This is a genomic window from Pedobacter sp. MC2016-05, assembly GCF_026239735.1.
GTDB lineage: Bacteria > Bacteroidota > Bacteroidia > Sphingobacteriales > Sphingobacteriaceae > Pedobacter.
On sequence record NZ_JAPIVT010000002.1, the window covers coordinates 293,007 to 316,648 of the forward strand.

Here is a 23,642-nt window from a genome sequence, read left to right on the forward strand (position 1 = left end):
TAGCTATTAAAGAAGCCATTTTTTATATTTGCCATTTTAAAATCTTTAGCAGTAGCCCCATCAATAACCTTAACTTCATATGAGTCATTTTTTTAAAAAATTACTAGCCGCATCCTCAATGTTCTTTTGTTCAATCTCCGTGTTCTCTCAGACCGACAGTATTGATTTTTTCATCAAGAATCAAATGCAAAACCGAAAAATACCAGGACTGGAATTAGCCATCGTACGAAACGGTAAAATAGTAAAAACAGGGTATTATGGATTGGCCAATATTCAAGATTCTGTAGTTGTAAGTGATAAAACCGTATTTACCATCAATTCCATCACTAAAGCCTTTGTGGGCGTTGCCATCTTGCAGTTGGTAGAAGATGGAAAAATAAAATTGAGCGCTCCAATTTCTGATTATCTTACTGATATTCCTGAAACCTGGAAAAATGTAAAAGTCCAGCAACTTTTATCTCATACTTCTGGAATCCCTGATTTGGTGGATGAAGAAGAGGCTGTGATGATCGCTGATAACTTTAATATGTCTTTGAAAAAAGTACTTGCTATGCCCAATGATTATAAGGCAGGCGAAGAGTTCAGATATAATCAGACGAATTATTATTTGCTTGGTCTTATCATCAATAAACTTAGCGGAATGAGTTTTCAGGAATTCATAATCAAAGGTCAACTTCAGAAAGCAAGAATGGGAAAAACCATACGCTCTGGTTTCGGAGCAACAAAAGAATTGGTTCCCAATTCAGCAAACGGTTATCAGTTTTCAAAAGGAAGACTTAACAATATGTTTTTTTCATTCCCACCTGAGCTTCAGACTGCGGCTGGAATGAGTTCTACAGCAAACGAATTAGCAAATTGGATCATTGCATTACAGAATATGGAGTTATTAAAAGAAAAATCCAGCTTAGAAGCACTGTGGAAACCTGATATTCTAAATAATGGAAAGACCAGTGGATTTAGCGGACTTCTTAATGGCTATGCTGCAGGCTGGCCAGTGATAGACAGAGCAGAACATCCCGCAGTAGCTCCCGTAGGCGGTGGGCGTTCAGCTTTATTTGTATACCCAAAAGATGATTTATCAATAGTAGTTCTGACTAATCTCTCAGGTGGAGCTCCCGATGCATTCATAGATGAATTGGCAGGTCTTTTCATTCCTGAGATGAAAGAAGCCAATGGTTTTGGAATGTCGAATTCCGCAAAATCCTTGAAGATAGTCTTAGACAAAAACGGGTATAAAAAAGCTATCGAGTCAGCCAGGAAACTGAGTTCAAATAGCAAGAGCTTTACCTTGACTGAAAATGAAATTAATAATTGGGGATACCAAAAAATCTCTCAGAAAAAAATAAAAGATGCATTAGAATTATTTAAGTTAAATGTTTTTTTATATCCCAAAAGTGCCAATGCTTTTGACAGTTTGGGTGAAACTTATGCTGAATTGGGAGAAAAGGAGATGGCTATCAAAAATTATGAAAAATCTTTTAAATTAAATCCTCAGAACAAAATCGCAGAGGAACAGATCAGCGCTTTAAAATCCAATAAATAATAGATATCTAGAATGAACGTATACCCCAAAACTTGATCCCATCCCGCCAATTTTTGATCCCATTAGTTTTCTGGAAGTAAATATTAATCTAGCATTTATGTCTTTTGGCGTGGTGGGGTCAAGAAAGTCTGTTTTGTCCATTACAACTCTTAAATTTTTGATAGAGTCATTTCTAGGCATTTCTTTTTTATTTAAACTTTACTGTTATTTCTTTTGAAAAAAGGAGAATCACCAAGCGTTCGTCCATATTTTTGTTAAAAAGTTACTCATATAGAGTTATTTCCTAAATTCTTAGTACCACGGAAACCACTTTTTCGAAAACTAGATTTTTAGATAAATCCTTTGCTTTTTAAGTCATCAACACTTGGCCCTTTCACCTGTAAAAATTTACTTAAGTGTTCAAGATAGTCTTCTGAGAGTGTAGGGAGGGTAACAATTTATCGGACATAGAACCTTCGCCATCCTTAAGGTAAGGCATAAAGATTTTTCATTAGTTAAAATAATTTTATGCGAAATATTAATTTGAATTTACCATGGAAAACAACGAGAAAATCGAAAATACTGCAATGAACTATAAGGAACTATATGAGATTGTCTTAGATCTATATAAAAAAATCAATGACATCCATCGCTTGCACTTTCCAGAAGAACAATTAAAAAAGCGTAAAAATCAAAAACAAAAGTTTCTTGCAGAGATCTTGACAAGCTCTGCAAGAAATGCTAAGAAAATTTAAATGGCTGGAATGGCTTTATCCGACCTAACGAATTTCAGCAGTTCTTTCAAATAGGTTTCCGTTTCCGAAAGACTACCATGCCTATTGGCCGAACAGATTTCAGCAAGGGTCCATCCTTCCCGGAATTTTCTTACGTTTGACAGGTGTTTAAACGAATAGAGTGTATAGTTTTTATCCAACAGGCCTGTTGCCTCCAAACATTTCTTGAATCTATTATAAGCGTAATTTTCTGTGCACATACTCTGTGAGATAAATGTTTGGGCGGAACCGAGCAGAAAATTTTCTTTATCGAATTTTTCTATCTGTAGTTTATCCAGTTCAACTCTTAGGCTCACATCAATATTTACAGGGATTGATTTTTTATTTTTTGACACAGTACCGGGGACCGTAATCGTATTTTCTTCCAGATCGATATATTTTAATTGTAAGAATCTGAGTTCTTTTGGGCGGATACAGGTGTAATAAATCATCCGAACAAATAGCTGGCAATATTTATCATTCTTATCGAGCCAGTCCATGATAACCTTAAAATCCCGTTCGGTGAACACCTGATGGGACTGCGTGGGCATTTTTTTTCTCGTCTCGCAGTCTGTTACCGGATTCTCTGAAATATATTTGTTTACCTTTAAGTACCGAAAGAAATTATTGAGCCCTATCCTGCAATTATTATAGGTCACCCCCGCCCACTTTTCCTCCCTCTCCTTGAAATTGAGAAAATCGGTTATCTCAAAATCACTGATGGTATTCACCTTTTTATTTCCCCCATGATATTTGATAAAAGAATTTACTGTAGACTTGTAGGTACTGATTGACTTAGGCCTTGTGCCTTTAGCCTTGTGATAAGACTCAAACAAAATCAATGCCTCATTGAGATCAATTCCAATGAGTTCCTTCTTCAACCGTGCATTAGCATGCTCATCCAAAGGATTCCAGCCGCCTTCAAGTGCAATGCGGTACGCTTCACACAGATTATTAAAGTTTCTAAGCTTTTGCCTTGGATCCTTTATCCTGTTGAGCTTTCGGGTTACCCTGATCCGCTCCATCTGCTCTTCAGCTGCATTGTGAAAAAAGAACTCCACGTACCAGCTTTGCTTAGCTACTTCTTTTTCCATGGTACTCCCCGCAGGAACCTTGATTATGCTCCGTCCTTTTACGATGCGGGGAATAGTATATGGCAATTCAGGAATATCCATAAAGCCAATATTCGCCACTCGAGGAATATTTCCCTGGGACTGACGTTCGGAATACCCAAGCTTTTCTTGGTTTTGTTCAGAAGAATTTTGATTTTTTCGCCTTGCCGGACGGGAAGAATTTTTGGTTCCCGAGGCGTTTAGTGGCAGACTTGTGTCAGAGTTACGAGGCAAAAAATCTTCTAAGTCATTGACTTTCAATGACTTAGAAGATACTGTGGAGAATGTTGGAGTTTGAACTCAAAGTTATCTAATATGATTAATTGACTAGATGTATTAATAATAAAAATATTTTAACTTATATTTCTAATAACTTATCACATAGTCAAGGGTTTTTATCTCGTGGTGTGCTTTAAACTTTTGCATCGGTAATTGAATCTCAAGAACTTTTCATTCGGCATTACTATCAGTAGTACCAATAAATTATAGAACCATAAAATATTTTAGTCTTTAGAATGATATAAGCTAGTATGAGTATGGAAATGAGAGAAAACAAAAGGAATAAACCTATCCTGATTATTGACAATTTGCCACTCTCTTTCGGCAAAAACCTGGATGGAAGTGTCAAAACAAAGCTACAACAGATTGGTAAAGATGAAGAAATTTTACTAACTTTAATAGCAAACATCATTGTAGAAATAGCTTTAAGGGAGGATATATGAACGCTATAGGTTATATGAGATTGAGCAGTAAAGATCAATCAAAATCATTGGAATATCAAGAATCATCAATAAAGGAATACTGTAAACGAAATAGCTTAAATATAATTGGGTTGTTCAGGGATAATGGGGAATCAAGTTACACATTCGACCGCCCGGATTATCGTGCCCTGGAATTATACTTAAAGAACTACAAAGGTCAATGTAATTACATCATCGTTCTTGACCATGACCGATTCAGCAGAAACCTCCCAGAAGCATTGATGAAAATAGGTGAATTGGAAACCAAATATGGGGTGAAGGTACTCTCTACAAATGAAAGAATTGATCTTGACACCTCCGACCCAGACGTATTCATTAAACGCGCCTTTGAATACATGATGGCGAATAAGGAATTGTTTAATATCAGAAAGCGGACAAAACAAGGAGTAAGAAATGCAAAAGAAAGTGGACGCTATCTCGGGAGGGCGCCATATGGTTACAGAAATATTATTGACGGAAAGAGGAAAAACCTGATAGAAATCCATCAGGGAGAAGCTTTGATCGTTGAGCGGATATTCAAGGAATATATCCTTGGTATTCCGCAATACATCATCTATAAAAATGTCAAATCATTAGGGTTCACTAGGACAAGCAAGTCTGCGATACAAGAAATATTAATGAATTGTGTTTATGCAGGACTTATCAGGGTCCCCCCTTTTCAAGAACTTCCAGAGAAATTTGTTAAGTCTATTCACTTACCAATAATCTCAGATGCGGAATATTGGTTAGTGCAAAATCTGTTGAAGAATAGTAAGAGAAAAACGCGAGTCCAACCAGCCGAAGATTTTCCATTGAGGGGAATTCTTAAATGTTGGTGTGGAAAGGGAATGACCGCTGGATATACTAAAGGCCGAAAAAATTACTACATGTACTATCGCTGTACTGAGCACACAAACTTCAATCTTGCTGGGAACAAACTACATGATGCAATTGAATCTGTGCTTAAAGGTTTAAGCTTCTCTTCACATCAGGTTCAGTTCATAAAGGAGACAGCAAAAGCCCTATCAATAGAACCACTCAAATTAAAAAAGGAACAACATCAAAATAAGATTAAGAAACTCCATGAATTAAATGAAAAAATCTTCAAGCTCGAAGAGCGTCTGATGAATAATGAGATAGAAAGTTCCACTTATCAAACCTGGTTTCAAAAATTCAAAGAGGAAAAGGCGACATTGGAATATTCTTTAAAAGGAAATCAACCATCTAAAATCAGAAACGAAGATGAGCTTGTTGGCCGAATTCTACCAAATCTTGCGAACCTTTATGAAATTTATCAAAAAGGTAATATTACACAGAAGCATACTCTAATGCGGGGGGTGTTCAAAGATAATCTGGTATGGGGTGACGATATGTTTAGAACCGCTTTCATTGACCCAACCTTTAATGATAACATACTGAAAGTCAAGCAAAAAGGGTTGCTTTTTAACGAGCAACCCTTCAAGGTTTTGGGCTTGAGCCCGGTTAGTACCCAGCGCCGTAGCAGTTTGTTATTTCTATTTATTTAATTTTCAGTTAGTTGCGAATAATGTTTAAACTTGATTCAAACAAAATCGTCCTTTTTACACGATTTTGAATCCATATTGATCGCCCAGAGCATCAAGGCTCATCAAAAACAAATCTTTCGTTGGACATAAATTCTTATCAAACTTTAAGGTAACTGTTACCTCATCTTCTGCAGACTCTAAAGTTTTCATTTCTTCACTCATATTATGTCAGTTTAAATCCTAATTTATCTCCTATTGCATCTACATGCATCATGAATTTCCCCAAATTCTCTGCATTTTCAGTGTTGTATTTTACATCAAAACGAATAGTTAATTCCTTCCCTCCTGTTTTTATTTCTCTGAACTCTATTTCAGAATCTTCTACTAAATGCAATTCCACATCTTCTTTAGCGGCCAATGGATTAACCTCTTTGAAGAAATCATAATTTAAGAACTGTGAAATCTTTAGAAGTTCATCAACCTTCAAATTATTTTCTTTCAAAATTTTATAGAGATTCCTTGTACCTGTAGCCAAGTGATCCGCTATATCAGGAATACTTTTTTGTCTTTCTTTTGCCTTTTCCTTGATTATGTCGCCTAAGTGCATTTTCATTAGACAAATTTTGAATAAATTATTCAATTGACTATCAATAAGTTGTGACTTTATAGTTCGCATCTTGTGAATTTATATTGCATTTGTGAATTATATGTTCATATATTTGAACTGTCAGTTCACTCACAAAGTAACTCACAATTTTTAAACTGTAAAACCACATATAACTGTGATAATGAATAAAACACTAAAAAAAAGAGATCTAAACAAGATCAGAAGAACACTCCCACCAAATTCTAAAAGCGAACTAGCAGTTCAATCTGGTAAAAGTGAATCAACTGTCGAAAAAGTTCTTTTAGGACTTAGAAAAAATGAACAAATAGTTCAATTGTCATTAGCGATGTGTGGTTTACCTGTGGAGATAAAACAAGAATTGCAAACGAAGCTTGATTCTTAGCCATGAAACTGCTCTCGATGCTAGTGCATAATGGCACAGAATATTTTACAACTGGCAAAGTTCGCCATGCAATAAACGAAGGTAAAATTCAAGTGATTAACCACTTTCCTATCGAATTCTATAACCTGCTGCTAACAGAACTAAAAGCTGATAAAAATGCACTACGAAGTTTGGCGAAAATGGGTATAACTAACGAACGTGAAATGGTAGAGCACTTCTTCGACTGCAATTATTCGGCATTCGGTGGGGATGCTGATGTAAACCATAACGGTGAACTTGGCAATCGTGAAGTGGTTAATTGTGATATCCGCGATAATTGCCCGTATGAAGGGAAGTTGTGCCAGTTGCCAAATAATCTTACTAGACGTGAAGCGCAGGTAACAAGATCAATTGCAAAAGCCATGATGGATGCAGAAATCATTGCAGAATTATTCATTAGTCAAAATACGCTACGAAATCACAAAAACAACATTGAAAATAAAATCGGCAAAACTGGAAAGATTTCAATTGCAGTTTGGGCGGAAAAAGTGGGACTTATTTAATTATAAAGTTATGATCAACGCAGAAGTAACTACAGCAGCTAACAACATGATAATGGTTCGGTTTTCCGAGCCCGACGAAAAATTTCAAAACAACAATTGGATTCCTGTTCAGAATGTAGATGAAGTGAAACGCAGGATTTACTTCAAAAACAGAATTTACATTTTATCGCAGTTAAGCAGTTGGCTAAATCAGCGAGAACATGCTTCACATAGCTTCACAAAAGAGTGTAAACAATTAAAAGAGTGGCTTTCAGGTTATCAGAATTCTTCTTTTTACTCGCTGTGTGAATTTATCAAACGCAAAAGATCAGTATTCGAAGATGTTGCCCCAGGCGACCAAAGCAAATACTACAATCACTATATCAATACTATAGTTCCGATTCTGGATTTCGCAGAAAAAGACGAAAATAATCAACGGTAATGCGGTTTTAAACGCAGAAGGTTAGGCTATCCCGCTGCCGTTGGCGGGAAAAACAAATCGGGTGCTTTCTCCCGAACAAGAATTGAAGCAAGTTCTTTATACAAAACTCTAGAAATCCCTGCCCTGCTTCAACAGGCAGGGATTATTAAACCTCCACTAATTAAATAAAAACTATAATGGCAAAATTAACTTTGAAAGGCTTCGTGAAAGAAGTAGGTACAATCGAAACCGTTGGCGATAAGGCCACCAAAAAACAAACAATTATCTTTTTTATTCCTGGTTATGTAGATCAGTTCGGCGATAAGAAAGGGCGTGATGAACATTGGCCGCTTGATGTAATGGGCGACAACATCGCAAAGCTTAACATTACTAAAGATGCCGTTGAGCAGAAAGCAGAAGTTATTGTCTATGTTTCTGGTAACATTTTCCAGAAAAAAGATTTAGCCGGTAACGGTTACGCCATCAATGCAAACCTGGCTGAAATCAAATTGCTAGGTAAAGCTACCAATGCACCTGCCGGAGTTACCGAAGAAAAAGCGTGGTAATGAATGCACGATTAGTTCACGTGGTGGCACAGGCTGTGCTACTACGTGAGATTCAGAAGGATCTCGATCAAATGCGATTAGTAGCTATCGAAGGTGGCAAATGTGATTACATCGCTCTGCAAAAACTTGTAATTCAAAAAGAAGCAGATTTTGATAAACTTTTAAAAGATGTGATGCAACCTGCCGAAGCTTGCTTGAGCAATCTGAAAGATGAACTATTCGGTAAGCGCCAACCCTTTTCTGATGGCGAATATTTGTGTATTCCAAACGAACTGATTATTAGTACCCTTCCACGCCTTCACAACGTGAAAGTGATGGTAACAGCACAAATTATTGGAGTAGCATTATTCGGTATGCTTTCCAAGTTTAATCAACCGGTAAACGCTGGCATTTTCCCTCAGCTGGTTGGCGAAGAGCCTTTACGTTTTGAATCCTTGTATTTCGATGAAGATTATGGCTATTGGGATTTGTACACCGGACCATTACGCGAGGTAGTTAAAATAGAAGATTTTTTCAGAATCCTAAAAGCTGCTGATCATGAATAAACCAACTCTTTACATTTCGGGAGCGATTACAGGCGTTCCCGAATTAAATAAACCAAAGTTTACCGAAGCTACAAAGAAACTTCGTGGAATGGGTTTCATCGTAATCAATCCACATGAAATATGCGAAGGATTAACTGCCGACCGGTGGGGTGATTGTATGAAAATTTGCATCGCAAGATTGATGGAGGCGCAAATAATCATTCTTCTGGATGATTGGATGAACAGCAGAGGCGCAACGATCGAAGTCGATTTATCTAAAAGAATTGGCATCAAACATATCGATTACACGGATTTTATTGAACTGCAGGAGCGGATTAAAATTGATTACGGCTACCTGTACGAAGATTATAAAGATGAAATCAATGTGTTTGGCGGTGTAAACGAAAAAATATTGATGGAAATCAAAAATGAATGTGCTGGAATGTACTTCCACCAGGTTGGAGACTACTGGATTTTATCATCTCTAGCATACGATTAAGCAATGCCAAAACTCACAACAGACGAAATTCTAATGCTAATTGTGGGCGCTTGTTTGGGAAGCGCCGGAACATTTGGAATCATTTATTACATACTTCCATGAAAATCAAACTTACCACAAAATCAATTACCTGGATTTCCATACCAGTTGCAACAGTAGCAATATGGTCAATTGTTGGTTACCTCATTTTCTGCTAAACTTTAAACTGCTAACCAAAAACTAACCACAATGAAAAAGTCTTCACCACGTGATGAATGGAAAGAATTATCTAAGATCCTTTGGATCATTATTGCAGGATCTGTTTTCTTCTTAAGCCTTTATCTATTCAATATTTAACACCATCACCAATCAAATTAAACATGTACAAATTTTCCTTTTATAAAGGCGGGATAAAAAAAACGGAGCCAATACGCGATTTTACTATAGAAGAAGCGGTAAATATGATTAAAGGCGATCGTTACAAAGAACCTGTTGAAGCGCTAAGGGCAACTGACGACAAAGCCAGACGAACGTTTTTAAAAAGCACACTTGATTATTTCACTTTCTCTGGCATCTTCAAAAAGCGGACAGAGAAAGGGTTAATCAAACATAGCAACATTATCTGTTTGGATTTTGATGATGTGGATGTGGCAAATGCTAAAAACATCATCGTGGCAACAAACTTCACATTAGCTTGTTTCACTTCTCCAAGCGGTACCGGAGTGAAAGCCCTTTTCAGAATTGATGGAGCGAAACATTCAGAATCATTCGCACAGGCAGAGGTTTTCTTCGAGCAGTTCGGTTTAGTGCTCGATAAAAGCGGTAAAGATATCCCACGTGCCTGTTTTGTTAGTCATGATCCAGAAGCTTACTTCAATCCAAAAGCCGCTTTATTTAAGTTGAATAAAAAGTGGGAAAACAAAGCCGAAGAAGTTAATCAAACAGCTGAAAATGAAAAATCAGAAGAAAAACCTAAACATGTTTCCGCTTCCAAAGCTTTTGAAGCTAAACGCAATTTAGAACGTGCAACTTACATTGTAGAACAGGCAGAAGCGAAAAATATCGATCTTACCGGCGATTATTCAGACTGGCAATTGCTTGCCTTTTCACTTGCCACTTTTGGAGAAGATGGTCGTTCGTTATTCCATCGAATCAGCAAACAATACAGCGAATACAACGAAAAAGAAGCCGAAGAAAAGTTTGATAACGCCTTAACTAAAGGCCGATTCACTACACCTGGCAAATTCTTCACACTTGCCCGCGATTATGGTTTGGAAACCAAAATGCCGAAAACCATCGCCGAGAAAAAGGAAGAAGCTGATTTTCGCGACCATTTAGATACAGATGAAGAAGTGGATGATTTACGCAAATACGGCATCTACGAAAGTGGCGGCACCTATTGGAGCATGAACGAAAAGTTTAAAAAAGTGGAGGTTTCCAACTTTAAAATGCGCATCATTTACCACGTAGAAACCAGTGATGATGAAGCTTACCGTTTAATTCAGATAAAAAACATTTTCGGTTACGATGTGGTAATCAAAATGAATACCGATGATTTTGTGAGCATTGGCAGCTTTAAAAAACTGATTGCCAGAAAAGGTAATTTTATTTTTAAAGGTAATGATGCCGATTTATGTCGGCTGCAGGATAAGTTGCAACGTGATGAAGTAAAAACCGAACTGGTGAGGCAACTGGGCTACTATAAACGCTATAATTTTTATGCTTTTGCCAATGGCATATTTGATTGCCACTTAAACGAATTTAAACCCATTGATGAATTGGGGATCGTGGAACATTATCGACTTAAAGATGATGAGATGATCAAAATGAATTTCTTCATCCCTGCCATGTCGAAAATGTTTTTGGAGAAAGATGACTTATACGTGAGTGATAAACGCTTTCTACTTACCGAAAACAGCCACACCTTTAAAACGTGGGCCAATCTGTTTTGCAGGGTTTATGGTACCAACGGGCAAATGGCCATCATGTTCTACATCATGGCGTTGTTTAGCGATATCGTTTTCAAAGCGATGGATGATCGCTTTCCAATGCTCAACGTGTACGGGCAGAAAGGAACAGGAAAGGGAACAATGATAGAAAGCATGATGAAGCTTTTCGGCCTCGGACAAAAACAACTGATGCTTGGCGGTGCCAGTACCGTTGTGGGTATGATGCGTAAAAGCGGGCAGTACAGCAATGCTTTTATCTGGCTGGATGAATATAAGAACACGCTCAAAACCTTCTACATCGAATCGCTTAAAAACCTTTACGATCGAATCGGTTACGAACGCGGGAAAAAGGATAATACTTTCCAAACTGAAAGCACCAGAATTGATAGTGCCGTGATTGTTTCGGGGCAGGAAATGCCAATTGTGGAAGAAGCTTTATTCAGTCGTTTTATTTTGCTGATTACCGCCAAATTTTCGAAAAGCGAAGCTGCTGGAAAGCTTTTCCATGAGTTGAAAGATATGGAAGCCGATGGATTGAGCAACATTACGGTAAGCCTGCTGAAACACCGCACCATGCTCAACGAAAAGTTTAAGGAGGTGTACAAAGCCGAACAGCGTGAATTACGCAAAGCGGTGAATAATGCCGAGGTTGATGAACGATTTATAAACAACTATGCTTCTTTAGTGGCCATGTGCACACTGATTAAAGATGTAGAAACCTTGCCTTTTAACGTGAAGGAGTTTCGCGAGTTGTGCAAGAAAACACTGGTTGATCAATATTACGTGTTGAAAGGTACCGACAGTATTGGCAAGTTCTGGAGCATTATCGAAAACCTTTTTTACGATGGGCATTTAATGGAAGATCGCCATTTCCAAATCAGAGAAGCGAAACTGTATATCCGTATTCAGGATGTTTACCAGATGTATTCTGAATCGATGACGAAAAGGAAAGATCCTGGCGCATTGGATGAAGCCACATTGCGCAACTACCTCGAAAATGATCCGAAAAGTTTTGTCGAACGCAAAAAAGTTTCTTTCGGTGGAAGTTACCGCTGGTGCCACACTTTCAAATATCCCGATTTAGGTATTGATTTGATCAAAGCCCAGGATAAAGATGAGTTGCGTGAGAAACACAGGAAAGCAGGGGTTGAATTTGGCGAAGATGAAAACGACAGCTTCAAGAAACCAGAAGCGCCAATTGTACAAATGGAAATTAATGGCTTTGGCGGGATAACCACAGAGCAGGATGATAAGGAGGTATTTTAATGGGAAAATATAAACCCACTGCGAAAAGTTATTTTTCTGGCTGCCTAGGAATGGACATTGGTTTTATGCAAGCTGGAGTTGATGTTGTTCAATCGTTAGACTTAGATATTGATGCAATTAATTGTATTAAGCTTAATGATAAAATGATTACTCATAAAGTTCTCCATGAGGATATCAAAAACATCACTGTTTTATCTCAGCAACAATCCGATATCATAATAGGCACTTATCCATGCACTAAGTACAGTGCTATTGCAGATATACATGGCACCAGAACAGGTGATGACTTGTTTTTGCACTTCTTTCGCCACATAGCTATTGAACAACCAGAAATGTATGTAATTGAAAATGTCCCGGGTATGAAAAAATTTGAAGTTGTGATGGAAGCTATGAGCAAAATGCCAGGATATTATATCAATATATTTTGCCCTGTTGATGCTTTGGAATGGCTTCCGCAAAGCAGGAAACGCTTGATTTTAGTTGGTACAAGAAAAAGGTTTGCTATTGCTCCACCTAAATCGACAAAAAAAATCAAACTAAAATCGATACTCGAGTTAGATCCCATTTATGAAATGCCACAATATGTAATTAACAGAATAAATGGAAATTACCGAGATAAACCAATAGTTGTCGATCCTAATGTGATTAATGCCTATGCCCCCACTTGTGTTGCTCACTACTCAAAAGATTTGGGAACGCGATTAGTGAAGGATAAAAATGCAGAATATGGCGCTAGGCCGTTCACAATCCGAGAATATGCAAGGTTACAAGGTTTTCCGGATGAATATATTTTTCCAGATAAACGAAGCTCCTATAAATTAATTGGAAACGCGGTTCCGTGTCACATGGCTAGGTGGATTGGAACTGAAGCAATGAAATACTTTAACTAATGACCACCGATACCATCACCTTTCAGGTTACCCAGGCAAATAGCATAGATCCATTTTTATTTGATGGGAAACGAAATATGCATTTCCACTTTTTTGTAAAAACGGCAAGCGGTTGGGATTTCCGTTGGGTTGATCAAGATTTAACCCGCGAGTGGCTGGAACAAAAAATTGAAGAAGGTGTGATTTACATTTTTGATGATGAAAGTTAAATTAAGTGCCCCTACGATTGTCGGGGCACTTAATTTAACTTATTCCATAAACAACTTTAAAAGCTGCAATACATTCGTTTTTAATATACTCGGGAATCTCTGAATCATTATGAAAACCAAACCTTAACGAATTGCCATCATTGTATGTGATCCAGTGATTGTGTAATTTATCTGGCTTACTTCCAGAAATTATATCCGTTCTATCGGCAAACCACTTGTCATGCTTAAGTTCTATTTCATTTAAAGCTGTTTGAAATTTTTCTTCTTTATCAACATAGTCATCGCCGTAAAGCTTTCTTCTTAAATCGTTACTCATTATATTTTGTGTTTAGTCAACTATAATATGCTCTTAGCTAATTTGTGTTGCAAATTTTTAAGGCTTAAAAAGTAGTAGTGAGAAATTTTGGATTTCCAATCTCAAACCAAGGCTTTCGGTCTGAACTCATGAAGCAGGTTATTTTTTGGTTCAAATGATTATCAAATTGATCATTGAAAGAAATGTTAAATTCTATTGTAGCCATAAAATGCCATTCTGGCTTTCTATCTGGAGAAGTCATTATTCCCACATTGCCTTGCCCAAATAGAGCAATGTAAGCTTTATCATTTCTTACTAATTCCTTATGTTCCCAAACATTGTCTGGATTATTGGCATCTTCCCATTTTTGACCAGGAGTTTCTCCGTAGGATATTTTTACATTCTTAGCGATGTCTTGTTCATGAGAAAATAATAATCCAATATTTATCCAATACCTATTTGGAAAATTGAAACTTGGTTCATCATGTACATCGAAATCAGAAGCGTAAGAAGCTACTTCACATTTGAAAATAGGCATAGTATAGTATGCATGCTTACGTTTTTCCAATTTGAATTGTTCAGATTGAATTGTTTGTACCTGTAATTGAGATTCCAGAGTTTTATCTTGAATTTTAATAGATTTAGATTGAGCCTTAAATGTTTTGATAAGATAAATTACGGTTAGCGTGGTGACTATAACCATAGTCCAATCAGAAACCGTTCCCCAAACAGGAGAATAGAATGGTCCAAAATTATTTATATTCATGAGCGTTTTTTTTTTGCCTAAAGATAAATAATTATTATATCTACTTTTGCCACATAAATTATCCTCTCATATGAACAGACTTATAATTATTGGAAACGGATTTGATTTAGCACATGGCTTAAAAACAAGCTATTGTGATTTTTTAAGTGATTATCTTAAATCCATAGTAATTGAGTTCAAAAAAAAAAGTTACTATAAAGATGAATTGATTGAGATTAAATACCCTTCGTCATATTATAGGGAATTTCCAGTATTTGATGAAAATACCGACATGTTTAAATATTTTGAGATTTTTGATGATACAAGAATTTTTTCCAAAATTTTCTTTTCAGATTTATTAAAGAATAGTATTAAAAAAGCTGGTGAAATGCGTTGGGTTGATTTGGAAAATGATTATTTCACTGAGCTACAGGAATGTAAAAGGGGCGTAACAGGTTACGCCAAAGATTTAATCAATAAGCTTAATATGCAATTTGATTTTTTGAAAGATTTGCTGGAAAAATATTTATTAGTCCAAAATGAAATAGCTAAAAGCCTACCTCCTAATCAGGGCATTACAAACTTATTGAGTCAGAAAGTTTTTTCGAGCGATTTCGTTTATAAAAAACCACTTAACCTGTCTTTAGCAAAAACTCACGTCTTAAACTTCAACTACACACAAACTTCTGAAATGTATTTCCCAAATTATCAAATATTGGGAAGTGGGATAGAGATGAATTACATTCATGGTAAATTAGGAGATTCGGAAAATAAAATTGTATTTGGTTTTGGTGATGAGTATAATACTGAATATTTGACTTTCGAGAATCTAAAAATAAATGAACTTTTTCACCACATAAAATCATTTTCATATTTTAAAACAAAGAATTATGATGATCTGATACGCTTTCTTGACGCTGACGAATACCAGGTTTTTATACTTGGACATTCCTGTGGTTTATCAGACCGAACTATGTTAAGAGAAATATTCGAACATGAATACTGTTTATCTGTTAAGATATTTTATCACCAGATAAATATGCATAAAAGTGACTTTACCGAAAAAACCTATGAGTTAGCTAGGCACTTCACTGATAAGAATGCTATGAGAAAAAAGGTTGTAAAAGAACCAAATTGTACAAAATTGCCACAACATCCCCGTACACATGAATAAAATCCAAAAAGCCCTGCAACTTCATGCAGGGCTTTTCTTCCAAGTGTAGGTCACCTCTCTAAGAAGCAAACACTACTAACGTTTCGGGAAAACGTTGATTACCCGCCAGAAGAAGGCAATCTGTTTTTCCATAGCTTTTTTTTCTTGCTTTGTCATTATAAATATTATTTGACTTTTAAACTTTGTTAGGAATTTGGCTTTGTGCTTGTGTCAATTCAATCGCATAAAACTAAGATAGCATACCAAAGAGATTTTGTAAATACTAAAAATTTAAAATAAATTTTTTCAAATCCCCATCCATTAATCGCTTTATTATAGTTTAGAAGTTTAAAATCTTTATATAGCCAACAAAGCTTCTGGCGCATTGCCAATTTTAATCAATTGCCTATCTACCCTATATGCTGCCATATTGCTATCATCGCATGGATTCATTAAATGAATAATTTCTTCCTTGCTGGTATTTGGATCGAGCCAGTTAGTAATTTGATCGTTAGAGATAATTAGTGGCTGCCTGAATTTCGTATTATGGATATCAGTCATCAACTCATTTGCCGGACCAGTAATAATGCTAAAAGATTTAATCCATTCCTGGTTCTCTGGATTTTGGTAAAATGCATAGATGCAAGCAATATTGAAGTAAGGATGTTCTTTTGGGTGAATAAAGTATGGCAGTTTATCCTTATCCACTTCTTTATATTCAAAAAAACCTTCAACCGGTAATATGCAGCGTTTAGTCATGATAGAACCTTTAAAGCTGGCTAAATCAAATATGGTTTCGCTTTTTGCATTTAATGTGTTGTTTGATAGCTTAATCATATCGGGCAAAGGCTTTTTCCAGTTCGGCATTAAACCCCACTGCATCCGCTCGGCTTGGCGCTCGCCTTCTTTTGCGGCAATGGTAACCAGGTTAGGATGTGAAAATCCATTTGCATGATAATAAACCTGATCTTCAATTTGCTTTTCAGGATTAAGTTGGGCTTTATAATAATCCGCGTATTCGTACGCTTTCGAAGTTTGGGTTGCTCTGTAGCACATAATTCTATTGTTTTTTAATCAATTCATCATATTCTTCATCAGAAGTATTATACCATTTTTCCAATGCTTTAATTTCTGGTTGTAATAGCTCACTATCGGTTTTGAAAGTAACCGCTTGCCAATCATCTTTTTCCATTACGCCCAAATATTGGTTGTTAACCGTAACGTTCCAAAATTCATCATCCACATGTATAACTGCCGAGGCTTTTCCAAAGTTTTCAGATATGTATTCAAATTCGTGTATTAACATAACCTCTAGTTTTTATTTAATCTTCTCCCTTTACTAGATCAATCAACGGCTGCAAATCGCCACCACTAAATTCATCGTGCGGATTTTGAAAAGAAACCCGCCAACCTCCAATTTGATATAGGATTTTTCCCCAGTAACAATTATCTACCATAATGCTATAATTATGGCCCCCACCTCCATTCGGTTGGCATATTTCAACCACCTTATTTTCATCTCCGAAAGCTGCAACAAACATAATACTGATCAAAAACACGTTTAAAATTACTAATATATTTAGTATTTAAGGTTTTGACTTTTCGAGTAATTCCTCAAACGGCTCATTTTCAACGAAATAAAAATACACAAAATTATTTTTCAAAAAACTTAAAAAGAGCATGGACACGTTGGGCACTTGGACATACTTTCTTTTTTAATATACTTATCTTATTTATTATTAGTTAGTTATATCATTATTAACCTATCCAAAAGACTTCAAAACCTGTCCAACGCTGTCCAAGCCTGTCCAAGGAATACGTTTTTCGCTGTCTTTTATTTTTTCTTTGGACAGGCTTGGACAGGTTTTTGGCTAATTATGAAAGTGTTGGACATAAATTACAATTAATAATCAAACAGTTACATCTTTATGTCCAACCTGTCCAAGCTGTCCAACGAAAAACATAAGGTTTGGGAAAAACGATAAATTTTTTCACTTCTTTTCAATTGCTTTTGAAAATGATCTGATAAATTTCCTTATTTTTACATCAGCCAACACCCTCCTTCTATTTTTAAAACTGCGCAACATTCTATCTAAATGGGCGCAAAAATTCTATTGCCGGTAAAGGCACACATTAAAAAGTATTTGGAGTACAGCCACGGCAACCAAATGGAGGTTAGCGATCGAGGTTATGCCTCATTTCTTTTGCTTCTGATGTTGGAGAAGCACAAAAAGCAAGATCCGAGAACCGTTCGGCCTTCGCAAAAGCTTATTGACCACAAAAACTATTTTCCTTATCCGGTTTACATCGGTTCCAACTACGAAATTTCGAAGGGCCTTTACATTAGCACAGCCAACATCAAAAGGTTTAACGAAACTGTTGATGATTTTTTTCGTGAACAGATGTACAGCTTCATCAATCATCCAAATTCAACCGATAAAGTGGTTGACTATGATATTATTCGTTTCCGTGATATGTTCGGGATTAGCGAAGATGAGCTGCCTTTCGATAATTTAAAGCGCTGGTATTACCGCGAACGTTTGCGCATTGTTTCCAGAAGGAATTTCACTCCGCCATTTACACCACAATACACTTTAAGTTTATAAATATGAACCATTACGAAGGCGATAACATTGGTAGCCTACTCTCAGCTGAAATTGCACACCATACCGATTTCGATAATTTTAACCCTGCAGTTTTTAAAGCCGGTAAATCATGGATCAAAATTCCATTCAAAGAAGAATCTGGAAGCTTTAAAGGTGGCAACGAAGATTCGGACAATGGCCAGATTTATAGTTATGATGGTGAATTCTTCATTCATCGCATTCGAGAAGAAGTAAGAACTGAACTTCACCCCTTTTTAGGTCAGCATGGCGTTTTACGGTTGACCGATTTAAATGGAGAGGTTTACATCATCGGCGCTCCCGGTATGTCGGTAACTTTAACCGTTTCCGCCGGTACCGCCGAAAAGTATGCCGGTGAGAATGGAAGTTTATTTTCATTCGCGATTTCTCAGCCATTTGAGTATTTAAAGGCTTAAACCTGTCCTTTCAGTAGGGTTAAAATCTGCGTTGTTTTGGGTTCTTGAAATACTGTAAAGTAAGAACCCAAAACACAACGCATGAAAAAACAATCTTTAACTGTAGTAGCAAATGATGCAACCAAAACGGCATCAATTTACTTATACGGTATTATTGGCGATTTTTGGAATAACGGTGATCCCATTACCGCCAAAACTTTTCAGCAGAAAATTTCAGCATTATATACCTACAATCGAATTGATGTTCATTTAAATGGACCAGGAGGCGATGTTCACGAGTTTTTGGCTATTTGCAATATCATCAATGCTAATCAGGACAAAATACATACCTGGAATGATGGTTTGTGTGCCAGTGGTTTCTTCTACATTCTAGCTTCCGCAAAAAAAGAAAATCGCCATACAGCACAAAATGCTATTGCAATGGCACACCAGGCTGGATCTGGTGCATTTGGTAAAAGCAATGATCTTCGCGAAGCTGCTGATATGCTCGATGTTCACGATGAAGTGTTAGCTGGAATACTTGCAAAAGCAACAGGCAAAAAAGTTGATGAAGTGAAAGCATTATGGTTTGACGGCAAAGATCATTGGATGACAGCCGAAGATACCCAAACATTAGGCATAGCGACAATTGAAAGCTATGATGCTCAACCAGTTCCTGAAAACATTACAGCAATGCCATTAAACAAGGTGGCTGCATTTTATACCCCTCAAAACAATCAAGAAAATATGTTAGGATTTAACAAATTCAAATCACTTACTGCACTGGCTAAAGTAGCAGCCGCAGAAGTAACTGCCGAGCAGGTTACGGCTGTCAACGAAGAAATTGTTGCACAGGAAATTGAAGGTGTAACGTTGGTTTTAGACAGCGAACTCCAAACAATTACAGCCGATGCTGGGAAAGTACCGTCATTAAATACTCAGATCACTGCGCTTACTACCGAAAAGGAAGCCGAAGTGCAAAAAGTTGTGGCGTTGACAGCTGAGGTTGCTGGCCTTAAAAAAGAACTGAATAAACCCGCTGTTGAAGCCTTGGCACCAGTAACAACTGCAACTGATGGAACTCCAGGTACTCAAGAAGTAACTGCTGAGTTCGAAACACAAACAGATCGCGAGTACAACCAAATCAAAGAAGTAAGAAACTTAATTCCTTAATCACAAATGAAAAACCTAATTAACATCTTTAAATTTGCGCTCTTCTTAGGAATGGCCTACACGGTTGGTGGCCCTATGATGGTCGGCTTAACTGTCGTCGCCTTAATGGTGGCAATTGCGTTCGGTAAACCAAATACCGCTTTAACTGGTGTACATCGTGCTGATGTTTCGCCAGATGTTTCGAAAATCCAAACCTATATTGGTAAGGTAAAAAAAGGTATTTACTCTAAGCTGGTTAACTCAATGGATATCATGAAGGATATCACAATGGTTCCGAACGTAAAGAATACATACATCACAACTGAACTCGTAATTAAGAACGGCCCAAAACCATATACGGGAGTTTTTAATCCGGTTGGTAACGATATTGATTACGAACCACACACTTACACCGTTCAACCTTTCCAACGCGATTTGATTATCGACCCAAGAAAGTACCGTACTTCACACTTAGCATACGAGCGTGGTCCAGGTGAAAGTTCTAAAAGCAATACTATTCCGTTTGAGCAGTACACAATTAAAGCAATATTGGAAAATGATGCTGCAATCTTGAACGATCAAACAGCGTGGAGTGGTTTAGGTAAAGCTGCATTTAACGCTTTCAATGCTGGCACTGTTTACAATGCTGGTGCAAGAATCAAATTCACTTTAAATAATGAGGTTCAATACTTTTTCGCTTTAGCGACAACTGTAGCGGGAGAAAGCCCATTAACTACACCTTTAAAATGGGCTGATGCGAATGCCCTTGCTATATGCGAAGGTTTGGGGACAATTATCAAAGCTGGTCGTGATTCAGGCGATATCACAAATATCATTTCATCTGCTGGTAAATCAGAATACGAGTTGTTTAAAGCAGTTTTCAGAAAGCATTCAGATGCAAGAAAAGCACTAGGCGTTCAAATCTACTCCGGTTCAGCAAGGATGGAAGCGTTAATGGATGACTTTGAAAACAAGGTTGGTAAATACACCGAAAACGATGGAAGTGGCAAAATCTATTTAGCCAACACTAACAAAAAAGCTGAACTGGTAAGTGCAACATGGATGTCTAAAACAAACATGATCTTATCAGGTCCACGCCTTAACTTCCTAGGTTTAACCGATGAAGTAAGTGATTTCAACACCGTAAATGTTATTCCTGATGTTTACACTTTGAAAATGGGTGTAGCTGGAGTTCTTGGTTTTGGTTACCAAGATGGTCGTGAAATAGTAATTACCGACCAAGACTAACTAACTGATTATTTAACGCCCCGATTTCGGTCGGGGCTAATTTGATAAATATGAAATTCGAAAAAATTGAAGATGCTCAAAAGGCATACGATAAACAAGAAACGGAATTAACTAAGCTTAAAACCGCTTTCGAAAAACAATCTGGTGAGTTAACAGCAGCTAAAGTAGCTCAAAAAACTGCAGAAGATGCAGCAAAAGAAGCTATTGCTTTGGCGAACCAAACACCTTCCGATCCAAATAAGTTATACGCTAAAGTTGGCAAATCAGAATACGAAGTGGTATTTGGTGTTGATGGTTTAACAAGAGAGGAATTGGCAAACGATTCGAAAAAACTTTCACAGTTAGTTGAATCGGGATCGGCAGCTTTAAAGTTAAAGGAGGATAAATAATGAAGTACGATTCAGTTACAAATTTAGGCCTTAGCTTCGGCGATGGTGATGATAATCCTTCTGGAATATCAGAAAAGGCTTGGTTAATTCCATTGTCTTGGATGAAAACCATAGTGAAACCAACAGTTGGAACTACTGCAGGAAGCGTTGTTGCCATTACCGGCAATCACCTGATGAAAGTTGGCAAAGCACCCATCGAGTGTTCTATCCTTTTCGATAAAAGTGGTATTAACTGGAAATTGGCTGGTGAGAAATTAAGTAAGATTTTCGAACAAGGTGCTGAAATCTTCGTTCCAAACAATTCGGTAACCAATTTAGGTACTGCCAGAGGTTTGAAAAACTATCGTTTCATTTGCCTTTTCGGTAAGTTGGATGATAGCGGCCACTTCTATCAAATCGGTTCAGAAGAAATTTCTGCAACGGTTACTGATGCAGCTGGTGGAACCGGTGTTGGTCCGACTGGTGAGGTAGGAACGAAATTTACTTTACAGTCGTATGCTCAGGCACCCGTATTTAGTTATGAAGGAACCATTCCACCAGTAGGCGCATGATGGAAAAGCTAAAATTCGAACCAAGCCCCGCAATAAAAGGTAAATACAAAATCGTGAATACGGTTTTCCCGATTTACCAATCGAAGATTGGCAGGATTGATTTTAGGGAAATCACTTTGGAAGAGGCGAAAGCTTTGGAAGAAATGAAAGATCCTTATATCCAGAAAGAAAAAGCTTCTTCATAGTTTTTAGTTTTAATATTTGGTTAGTTGAAAGCCACTCGCGATGAGTGGCTTTTTTTGTTGCTGCCGTTTTGTTAGTTTTGGAAACTAAATAAATAAGGTTCTCATGAAAAAAATATCTCTACTGGCTGGCTTTATAGCTGCACATTTTATTTGCTTTGCTCAATTCACTGCATACTATCCAAGCGGCAAAAAAATCCCCTACAAACTTTCTAGTATTAATAACATGAAAGATTCACTTGGTATAAAGGATGTAGACGTAGTTGATAATCCTTACGGTACAGTTTTATATAAAAAGTTGACTAATGTTCCAGTATTCCTATTTTTTCACAAAAGGGACGATTTAACTAAATTACCGTTAATGTTGAAAGCCTACGATTACCAGAAACATATAAATTCATACTCGTACTATTACGATATAAAAAAAATGATTGATAGCGGGGTTCTTACGAAATCCTATTTAATAAACTCTTTTGGTCAGCCTACTTCTAAATATCTTAATGATGATAACCAGGAGGTTTGGATTTTTAAGAAGAACAACGCAAGAATAAAGTTTAATGATACTATAGCGAACCAAGTTGACATTATTAACTATAAAACAATTGATACTCATAAACTAGCAATTACTGATTTTTCGGTTACTGGCGAAGACTATTCAATAGGGTTTGATATCACTTTTTCAAATCTTTCGACGAAAACAATTAAATATCTTTACATCAATGTAACAGCAAAAAATCCTGTCAAGGATGTTGTAGGGACCAAAATGGTTAGGGCTATCGGACCAATAAAACCTAATGAATCAAGCCTATATAATTTTGAGAACACCTTTTTTTCTTCTACTGCTGAATACCTGCACATTAATAGTATAAAAATACAGTATATGGATGGATCAGTTAAATTACTGACTAAATCACAAGTGGACTCGATTAAAATTACTGATTGGAGTAGAGTTGAATAGCAGCTACTTTTTATTTAGGATGAGAAAAAAATGAGTATTCATCCTATTGTGATAAATCAAAACGTTTAGGATTTGTAGTTTAAATAAGGCATTTTATGCGACCGTTTAAACTAAATTAACTAAACTAATTATGACAACTCCTAACAAAACTAGCGCAATCTCAGTACAATCAACAAACGAGCAATTTGAAACAATTTCCATTACACTTAAAAAAGGGATGGTAAAACCTCAACAACTTCATGTATTATTAGAATTTCTTTTGGTGTGTAGACCTTACCATGCATTAAAAATCATCCATAATATGGGTTTGGTATTTTCGCAAAGCGAGGAACTTCAGGAAATGGATTTGAAACAAAACCATGCATTAAAAGAAGTTTTGCATCTGTTTACCAATCTTTGGGCCGCAGAGCATAACCAATTTGAGCCAATGGATTTGGATTTGTTTCATTAGTATTTTGCCACTC

31 protein-coding genes are annotated in these 23,642 nt (G+C 36.8%); 23 read left to right on the plus strand and 8 right to left on the minus strand.

The genetic code is table 11. The features are described from left to right. Positions 1–79 precede the first annotated feature (79 nt). Together OQZ33_RS04225 and OQZ33_RS04230 are read left to right on the plus strand one after the other, a co-directional pair. Positions 80–1,543 carry a serine hydrolase gene (locus tag OQZ33_RS04225; protein ID WP_265797817.1) on the plus strand — a complete coding sequence of 488 codons (1,464 nt, stop codon included), beginning with the start codon at positions 80–82 and terminating at the stop codon, positions 1,541–1,543. Positions 1,544–2,076: 533 nt separating this feature from the next. After that, the gene (locus tag OQZ33_RS04230) at positions 2,077–2,277 is read left to right on the plus strand and encodes a hypothetical protein (protein ID WP_265797818.1); all 201 of its coding nucleotides are present in this window, start codon (positions 2,077–2,079) and stop codon (positions 2,275–2,277) included. Here the strand turns inward: OQZ33_RS04230 and OQZ33_RS04235 are convergent. Beyond that, positions 2,274–3,668, minus strand: coding sequence for a tyrosine-type recombinase/integrase (locus OQZ33_RS04235; RefSeq protein WP_265797819.1), 1,395 nt, complete (start codon positions 3,666–3,668; stop codon positions 2,274–2,276). The two genes, OQZ33_RS04230 and OQZ33_RS04235, sit on opposite strands and share 4 nt — an antisense overlap. A 281-nt stretch (positions 3,669–3,949) precedes the next feature. Here OQZ33_RS04235 and OQZ33_RS04240 point away from each other — a divergent pair, with 281 nt between their 5' ends. Next, positions 3,950–4,129: a hypothetical protein gene (locus OQZ33_RS04240; RefSeq protein ID WP_265797820.1), complete on the plus strand. Its 180-nt coding sequence runs from the start codon at positions 3,950–3,952 to the stop codon at positions 4,127–4,129. Then, positions 4,126–5,673, plus strand: coding sequence for a recombinase family protein (locus OQZ33_RS04245; RefSeq protein ID WP_265797821.1), 1,548 nt, complete (start codon positions 4,126–4,128; stop codon positions 5,671–5,673). The genes OQZ33_RS04240 and OQZ33_RS04245 overlap by 4 nt, the downstream gene beginning before the upstream one ends. 54 nt (positions 5,674–5,727) lie before the next feature. Here the strand turns inward: OQZ33_RS04245 and OQZ33_RS04250 are convergent, their stop codons facing one another. Together OQZ33_RS04250 and OQZ33_RS04255 are read right to left on the minus strand one after the other, a co-directional pair. Next, positions 5,728–5,874, minus strand: coding sequence for a hypothetical protein (locus OQZ33_RS04250; protein ID WP_265797822.1), 147 nt, complete (start codon positions 5,872–5,874; stop codon positions 5,728–5,730). Between the two features lies 1 nt (position 5,875). Next, a complete protein-coding gene (locus OQZ33_RS04255; protein ID WP_265797823.1) occupies positions 5,876–6,265 on the minus strand; it encodes a hypothetical protein in 390 nt (129 codons plus the stop codon). A 175-nt stretch (positions 6,266–6,440) separates the two neighbouring features. Here OQZ33_RS04255 and OQZ33_RS04260 point away from each other — a divergent pair, with 175 nt between their 5' ends. The 9 genes from OQZ33_RS04260 to OQZ33_RS04300 all read left to right on the plus strand — a co-directional run bounded on the left by OQZ33_RS04260 (position 6,441) and on the right by OQZ33_RS04300 (position 13,486). Then, the gene (locus OQZ33_RS04260) at positions 6,441–6,662 is read left to right on the plus strand and encodes a hypothetical protein (protein ID WP_265797824.1); all 222 of its coding nucleotides are present in this window, start codon (positions 6,441–6,443) and stop codon (positions 6,660–6,662) included. A gap of 2 nt (positions 6,663–6,664) precedes the next feature. Beyond that, entirely contained in the window at positions 6,665–7,204 is a 540-nt protein-coding gene (locus OQZ33_RS04265; RefSeq protein ID WP_265797825.1) for a helix-turn-helix domain-containing protein, read from the plus strand. 10 nt (positions 7,205–7,214) lie between these two features. Beyond that, complete coding sequence (locus OQZ33_RS04270) at positions 7,215–7,625, plus strand: hypothetical protein (protein WP_265797826.1); 411 nt, start codon at positions 7,215–7,217, stop codon at positions 7,623–7,625. 176 nt (positions 7,626–7,801) lie between these two features. Further along, positions 7,802–8,170, plus strand: coding sequence for a hypothetical protein (locus tag OQZ33_RS04275; protein WP_265797827.1), 369 nt, complete (start codon positions 7,802–7,804; stop codon positions 8,168–8,170). Further along, positions 8,170–8,715, plus strand: coding sequence for a hypothetical protein (locus tag OQZ33_RS04280; RefSeq protein ID WP_265797828.1), 546 nt, complete (start codon positions 8,170–8,172; stop codon positions 8,713–8,715). Before OQZ33_RS04275 ends, OQZ33_RS04280 begins: the two co-directional genes overlap by 1 nt. Continuing rightward, positions 8,708–9,193, plus strand: a complete 486-nt coding sequence (locus OQZ33_RS04285; RefSeq protein WP_265797829.1) for a DUF4406 domain-containing protein — start codon at positions 8,708–8,710, stop codon at positions 9,191–9,193. The genes OQZ33_RS04280 and OQZ33_RS04285 overlap by 8 nt, the downstream gene beginning before the upstream one ends. A gap of 359 nt (positions 9,194–9,552) precedes the next feature. Further along, positions 9,553–12,387 carry a BT4734/BF3469 family protein gene (locus OQZ33_RS04290; RefSeq protein WP_265797830.1) on the plus strand — a complete coding sequence of 945 codons (2,835 nt, stop codon included), beginning with the start codon at positions 9,553–9,555 and terminating at the stop codon, positions 12,385–12,387. Beyond that, a complete protein-coding gene (locus tag OQZ33_RS04295; protein WP_265797831.1) occupies positions 12,387–13,277 on the plus strand; it encodes a DNA cytosine methyltransferase in 891 nt (296 codons plus the stop codon). The genes OQZ33_RS04290 and OQZ33_RS04295 overlap by 1 nt, the downstream gene beginning before the upstream one ends. Beyond that, positions 13,277–13,486: a hypothetical protein gene (locus OQZ33_RS04300; protein WP_265797832.1), complete on the plus strand. Its 210-nt coding sequence runs from the start codon at positions 13,277–13,279 to the stop codon at positions 13,484–13,486. Before OQZ33_RS04295 ends, OQZ33_RS04300 begins: the two co-directional genes overlap by 1 nt. 34 nt (positions 13,487–13,520) lie before the next feature. Here OQZ33_RS04300 and OQZ33_RS04305 read toward each other — a convergent pair whose 3' ends face one another. Together OQZ33_RS04305 and OQZ33_RS04310 are read right to left on the minus strand one after the other, a co-directional pair. Beyond that, a complete protein-coding gene (locus OQZ33_RS04305) occupies positions 13,521–13,802 on the minus strand; it encodes a hypothetical protein (protein WP_265797833.1) in 282 nt (93 codons plus the stop codon). A gap of 64 nt (positions 13,803–13,866) precedes the next feature. Next, positions 13,867–14,547, minus strand: a complete 681-nt coding sequence (locus OQZ33_RS04310) for a hypothetical protein (RefSeq protein WP_265797834.1) — start codon at positions 14,545–14,547, stop codon at positions 13,867–13,869. A gap of 70 nt (positions 14,548–14,617) precedes the next feature. On the opposite strand from OQZ33_RS04310, the gene OQZ33_RS04315 reads away from it, so the two are divergent. Next, on the plus strand, positions 14,618–15,700 hold the full coding sequence (locus OQZ33_RS04315) for an AbiH family protein (RefSeq protein ID WP_265797835.1): 1,083 nt from the start codon (positions 14,618–14,620) through the stop codon (positions 15,698–15,700). Positions 15,701–16,036: 336 nt separating this feature from the next. On the opposite strand, the gene OQZ33_RS04320 is transcribed toward OQZ33_RS04315, so the two are convergent. From OQZ33_RS04320 to OQZ33_RS04330, 3 genes are read right to left on the minus strand one after another with little or no spacing between them, the layout of a single operon-like run. Further along, positions 16,037–16,735 carry an SOS response-associated peptidase gene (locus OQZ33_RS04320; protein WP_265797836.1) on the minus strand — a complete coding sequence of 233 codons (699 nt, stop codon included), beginning with the start codon at positions 16,733–16,735 and terminating at the stop codon, positions 16,037–16,039. Between the two features lie 4 nt (positions 16,736–16,739). After that, a complete protein-coding gene (locus OQZ33_RS04325; RefSeq protein ID WP_265797837.1) occupies positions 16,740–16,985 on the minus strand; it encodes a hypothetical protein in 246 nt (81 codons plus the stop codon). 16 nt (positions 16,986–17,001) lie between these two features. Then, the gene (locus tag OQZ33_RS04330) at positions 17,002–17,232 is read right to left on the minus strand and encodes a hypothetical protein (RefSeq protein WP_265797838.1); all 231 of its coding nucleotides are present in this window, start codon (positions 17,230–17,232) and stop codon (positions 17,002–17,004) included. A 543-nt stretch (positions 17,233–17,775) separates the two neighbouring features. On the opposite strand from OQZ33_RS04330, the gene OQZ33_RS04335 reads away from it, so the two are divergent. From OQZ33_RS04335 to OQZ33_RS04375, 9 genes are all read left to right on the plus strand, one after another. Continuing rightward, positions 17,776–18,285, plus strand: a complete 510-nt coding sequence (locus OQZ33_RS04335) for a hypothetical protein (RefSeq protein ID WP_265797839.1) — start codon at positions 17,776–17,778, stop codon at positions 18,283–18,285. 2 nt (positions 18,286–18,287) lie between these two features. Then, complete coding sequence (locus OQZ33_RS04340) at positions 18,288–18,719, plus strand: hypothetical protein (protein ID WP_265797840.1); 432 nt, start codon at positions 18,288–18,290, stop codon at positions 18,717–18,719. 81 nt (positions 18,720–18,800) lie between these two features. Continuing rightward, positions 18,801–19,871 carry a Clp protease ClpP gene (locus OQZ33_RS04345; protein WP_265797841.1) on the plus strand — a complete coding sequence of 357 codons (1,071 nt, stop codon included), beginning with the start codon at positions 18,801–18,803 and terminating at the stop codon, positions 19,869–19,871. A 6-nt stretch (positions 19,872–19,877) separates the two neighbouring features. Further along, positions 19,878–21,098, plus strand: coding sequence for a hypothetical protein (locus OQZ33_RS04350; protein WP_265797842.1), 1,221 nt, complete (start codon positions 19,878–19,880; stop codon positions 21,096–21,098). 50 nt (positions 21,099–21,148) lie between these two features. Next, positions 21,149–21,487: a hypothetical protein gene (locus OQZ33_RS04355; protein ID WP_265797843.1), complete on the plus strand. Its 339-nt coding sequence runs from the start codon at positions 21,149–21,151 to the stop codon at positions 21,485–21,487. Continuing rightward, a complete protein-coding gene (locus OQZ33_RS04360; protein WP_265797844.1) occupies positions 21,487–22,038 on the plus strand; it encodes a hypothetical protein in 552 nt (183 codons plus the stop codon). Before OQZ33_RS04355 ends, OQZ33_RS04360 begins: the two co-directional genes overlap by 1 nt. After that, a complete protein-coding gene (locus OQZ33_RS04365; protein WP_265797845.1) occupies positions 22,035–22,223 on the plus strand; it encodes a hypothetical protein in 189 nt (62 codons plus the stop codon). The genes OQZ33_RS04360 and OQZ33_RS04365 overlap by 4 nt, the downstream gene beginning before the upstream one ends. Positions 22,224–22,326: 103 nt before the next feature. Then, positions 22,327–23,178 (plus strand): hypothetical protein, encoded by an 852-nt coding sequence (locus tag OQZ33_RS04370; protein ID WP_265797846.1) that lies wholly within the window; start codon positions 22,327–22,329, stop codon positions 23,176–23,178. A 130-nt stretch (positions 23,179–23,308) separates the two neighbouring features. Next, the gene (locus OQZ33_RS04375) at positions 23,309–23,629 is read left to right on the plus strand and encodes a hypothetical protein (protein WP_265797847.1); all 321 of its coding nucleotides are present in this window, start codon (positions 23,309–23,311) and stop codon (positions 23,627–23,629) included. Positions 23,630–23,642 lie beyond the last annotated feature (13 nt).

Excerpts from the sequence above, each read along its gene's own strand:
- OQZ33_RS04305 (WP_265797833.1), bottom strand. The coding sequence starts at position 13,802 with ATGAGTAACGATTTAAGAAGAAAGCTTTACGGCGATGACTATGTTGAT.
- OQZ33_RS04260 (WP_265797824.1), top strand. The coding sequence starts at position 6,441 with ATGAATAAAACACTAAAAAAAAGAGATCTAAACAAGATCAGAAGAACA.
- OQZ33_RS04350 (WP_265797842.1), top strand. The coding sequence starts at position 19,878 with ATGAAAAACCTAATTAACATCTTTAAATTTGCGCTCTTCTTAGGAATG.
- OQZ33_RS04325 (WP_265797837.1), bottom strand. The coding sequence starts at position 16,985 with ATGTTAATACACGAATTTGAATACATATCTGAAAACTTTGGAAAAGCC.
- OQZ33_RS04250 (WP_265797822.1), bottom strand. The coding sequence starts at position 5,874 with ATGAGTGAAGAAATGAAAACTTTAGAGTCTGCAGAAGATGAGGTAACA.
- OQZ33_RS04345 (WP_265797841.1), top strand. The coding sequence starts at position 18,801 with ATGAAAAAACAATCTTTAACTGTAGTAGCAAATGATGCAACCAAAACG.
- OQZ33_RS04360 (WP_265797844.1), top strand. The coding sequence starts at position 21,487 with ATGAAGTACGATTCAGTTACAAATTTAGGCCTTAGCTTCGGCGATGGT.
- OQZ33_RS04225 (WP_265797817.1), top strand. The coding sequence starts at position 80 with ATGAGTCATTTTTTTAAAAAATTACTAGCCGCATCCTCAATGTTCTTT.
- OQZ33_RS04370 (WP_265797846.1), top strand. The coding sequence starts at position 22,327 with ATGAAAAAAATATCTCTACTGGCTGGCTTTATAGCTGCACATTTTATT.
- OQZ33_RS04290 (WP_265797830.1), top strand. The coding sequence starts at position 9,553 with ATGTACAAATTTTCCTTTTATAAAGGCGGGATAAAAAAAACGGAGCCA.
- OQZ33_RS04280 (WP_265797828.1), top strand. The coding sequence starts at position 8,170 with ATGAATGCACGATTAGTTCACGTGGTGGCACAGGCTGTGCTACTACGT.
- OQZ33_RS04365 (WP_265797845.1), top strand. The coding sequence starts at position 22,035 with ATGATGGAAAAGCTAAAATTCGAACCAAGCCCCGCAATAAAAGGTAAA.
- OQZ33_RS04295 (WP_265797831.1), top strand. The coding sequence starts at position 12,387 with ATGGGAAAATATAAACCCACTGCGAAAAGTTATTTTTCTGGCTGCCTA.
- OQZ33_RS04255 (WP_265797823.1), bottom strand. The coding sequence starts at position 6,265 with ATGAAAATGCACTTAGGCGACATAATCAAGGAAAAGGCAAAAGAAAGA.
- OQZ33_RS04355 (WP_265797843.1), top strand. The coding sequence starts at position 21,149 with ATGAAATTCGAAAAAATTGAAGATGCTCAAAAGGCATACGATAAACAA.
- OQZ33_RS04275 (WP_265797827.1), top strand. The coding sequence starts at position 7,802 with ATGGCAAAATTAACTTTGAAAGGCTTCGTGAAAGAAGTAGGTACAATC.
- OQZ33_RS04265 (WP_265797825.1), top strand. The coding sequence starts at position 6,665 with ATGAAACTGCTCTCGATGCTAGTGCATAATGGCACAGAATATTTTACA.
- OQZ33_RS04270 (WP_265797826.1), top strand. The coding sequence starts at position 7,215 with ATGATCAACGCAGAAGTAACTACAGCAGCTAACAACATGATAATGGTT.
- OQZ33_RS04315 (WP_265797835.1), top strand. The coding sequence starts at position 14,618 with ATGAACAGACTTATAATTATTGGAAACGGATTTGATTTAGCACATGGC.
- OQZ33_RS04375 (WP_265797847.1), top strand. The coding sequence starts at position 23,309 with ATGACAACTCCTAACAAAACTAGCGCAATCTCAGTACAATCAACAAAC.
- OQZ33_RS04230 (WP_265797818.1), top strand. The coding sequence starts at position 2,077 with ATGGAAAACAACGAGAAAATCGAAAATACTGCAATGAACTATAAGGAA.
- OQZ33_RS04310 (WP_265797834.1), bottom strand. The coding sequence starts at position 14,547 with ATGAATATAAATAATTTTGGACCATTCTATTCTCCTGTTTGGGGAACG.
- OQZ33_RS04285 (WP_265797829.1), top strand. The coding sequence starts at position 8,708 with ATGAATAAACCAACTCTTTACATTTCGGGAGCGATTACAGGCGTTCCC.
- OQZ33_RS04340 (WP_265797840.1), top strand. The coding sequence starts at position 18,288 with ATGAACCATTACGAAGGCGATAACATTGGTAGCCTACTCTCAGCTGAA.
- OQZ33_RS04335 (WP_265797839.1), top strand. The coding sequence starts at position 17,776 with ATGGGCGCAAAAATTCTATTGCCGGTAAAGGCACACATTAAAAAGTAT.
- OQZ33_RS04320 (WP_265797836.1), bottom strand. The coding sequence starts at position 16,735 with ATGTGCTACAGAGCAACCCAAACTTCGAAAGCGTACGAATACGCGGAT.
- OQZ33_RS04245 (WP_265797821.1), top strand. The coding sequence starts at position 4,126 with ATGAACGCTATAGGTTATATGAGATTGAGCAGTAAAGATCAATCAAAA.
- OQZ33_RS04300 (WP_265797832.1), top strand. The coding sequence starts at position 13,277 with ATGACCACCGATACCATCACCTTTCAGGTTACCCAGGCAAATAGCATA.
- OQZ33_RS04240 (WP_265797820.1), top strand. The coding sequence starts at position 3,950 with ATGAGAGAAAACAAAAGGAATAAACCTATCCTGATTATTGACAATTTG.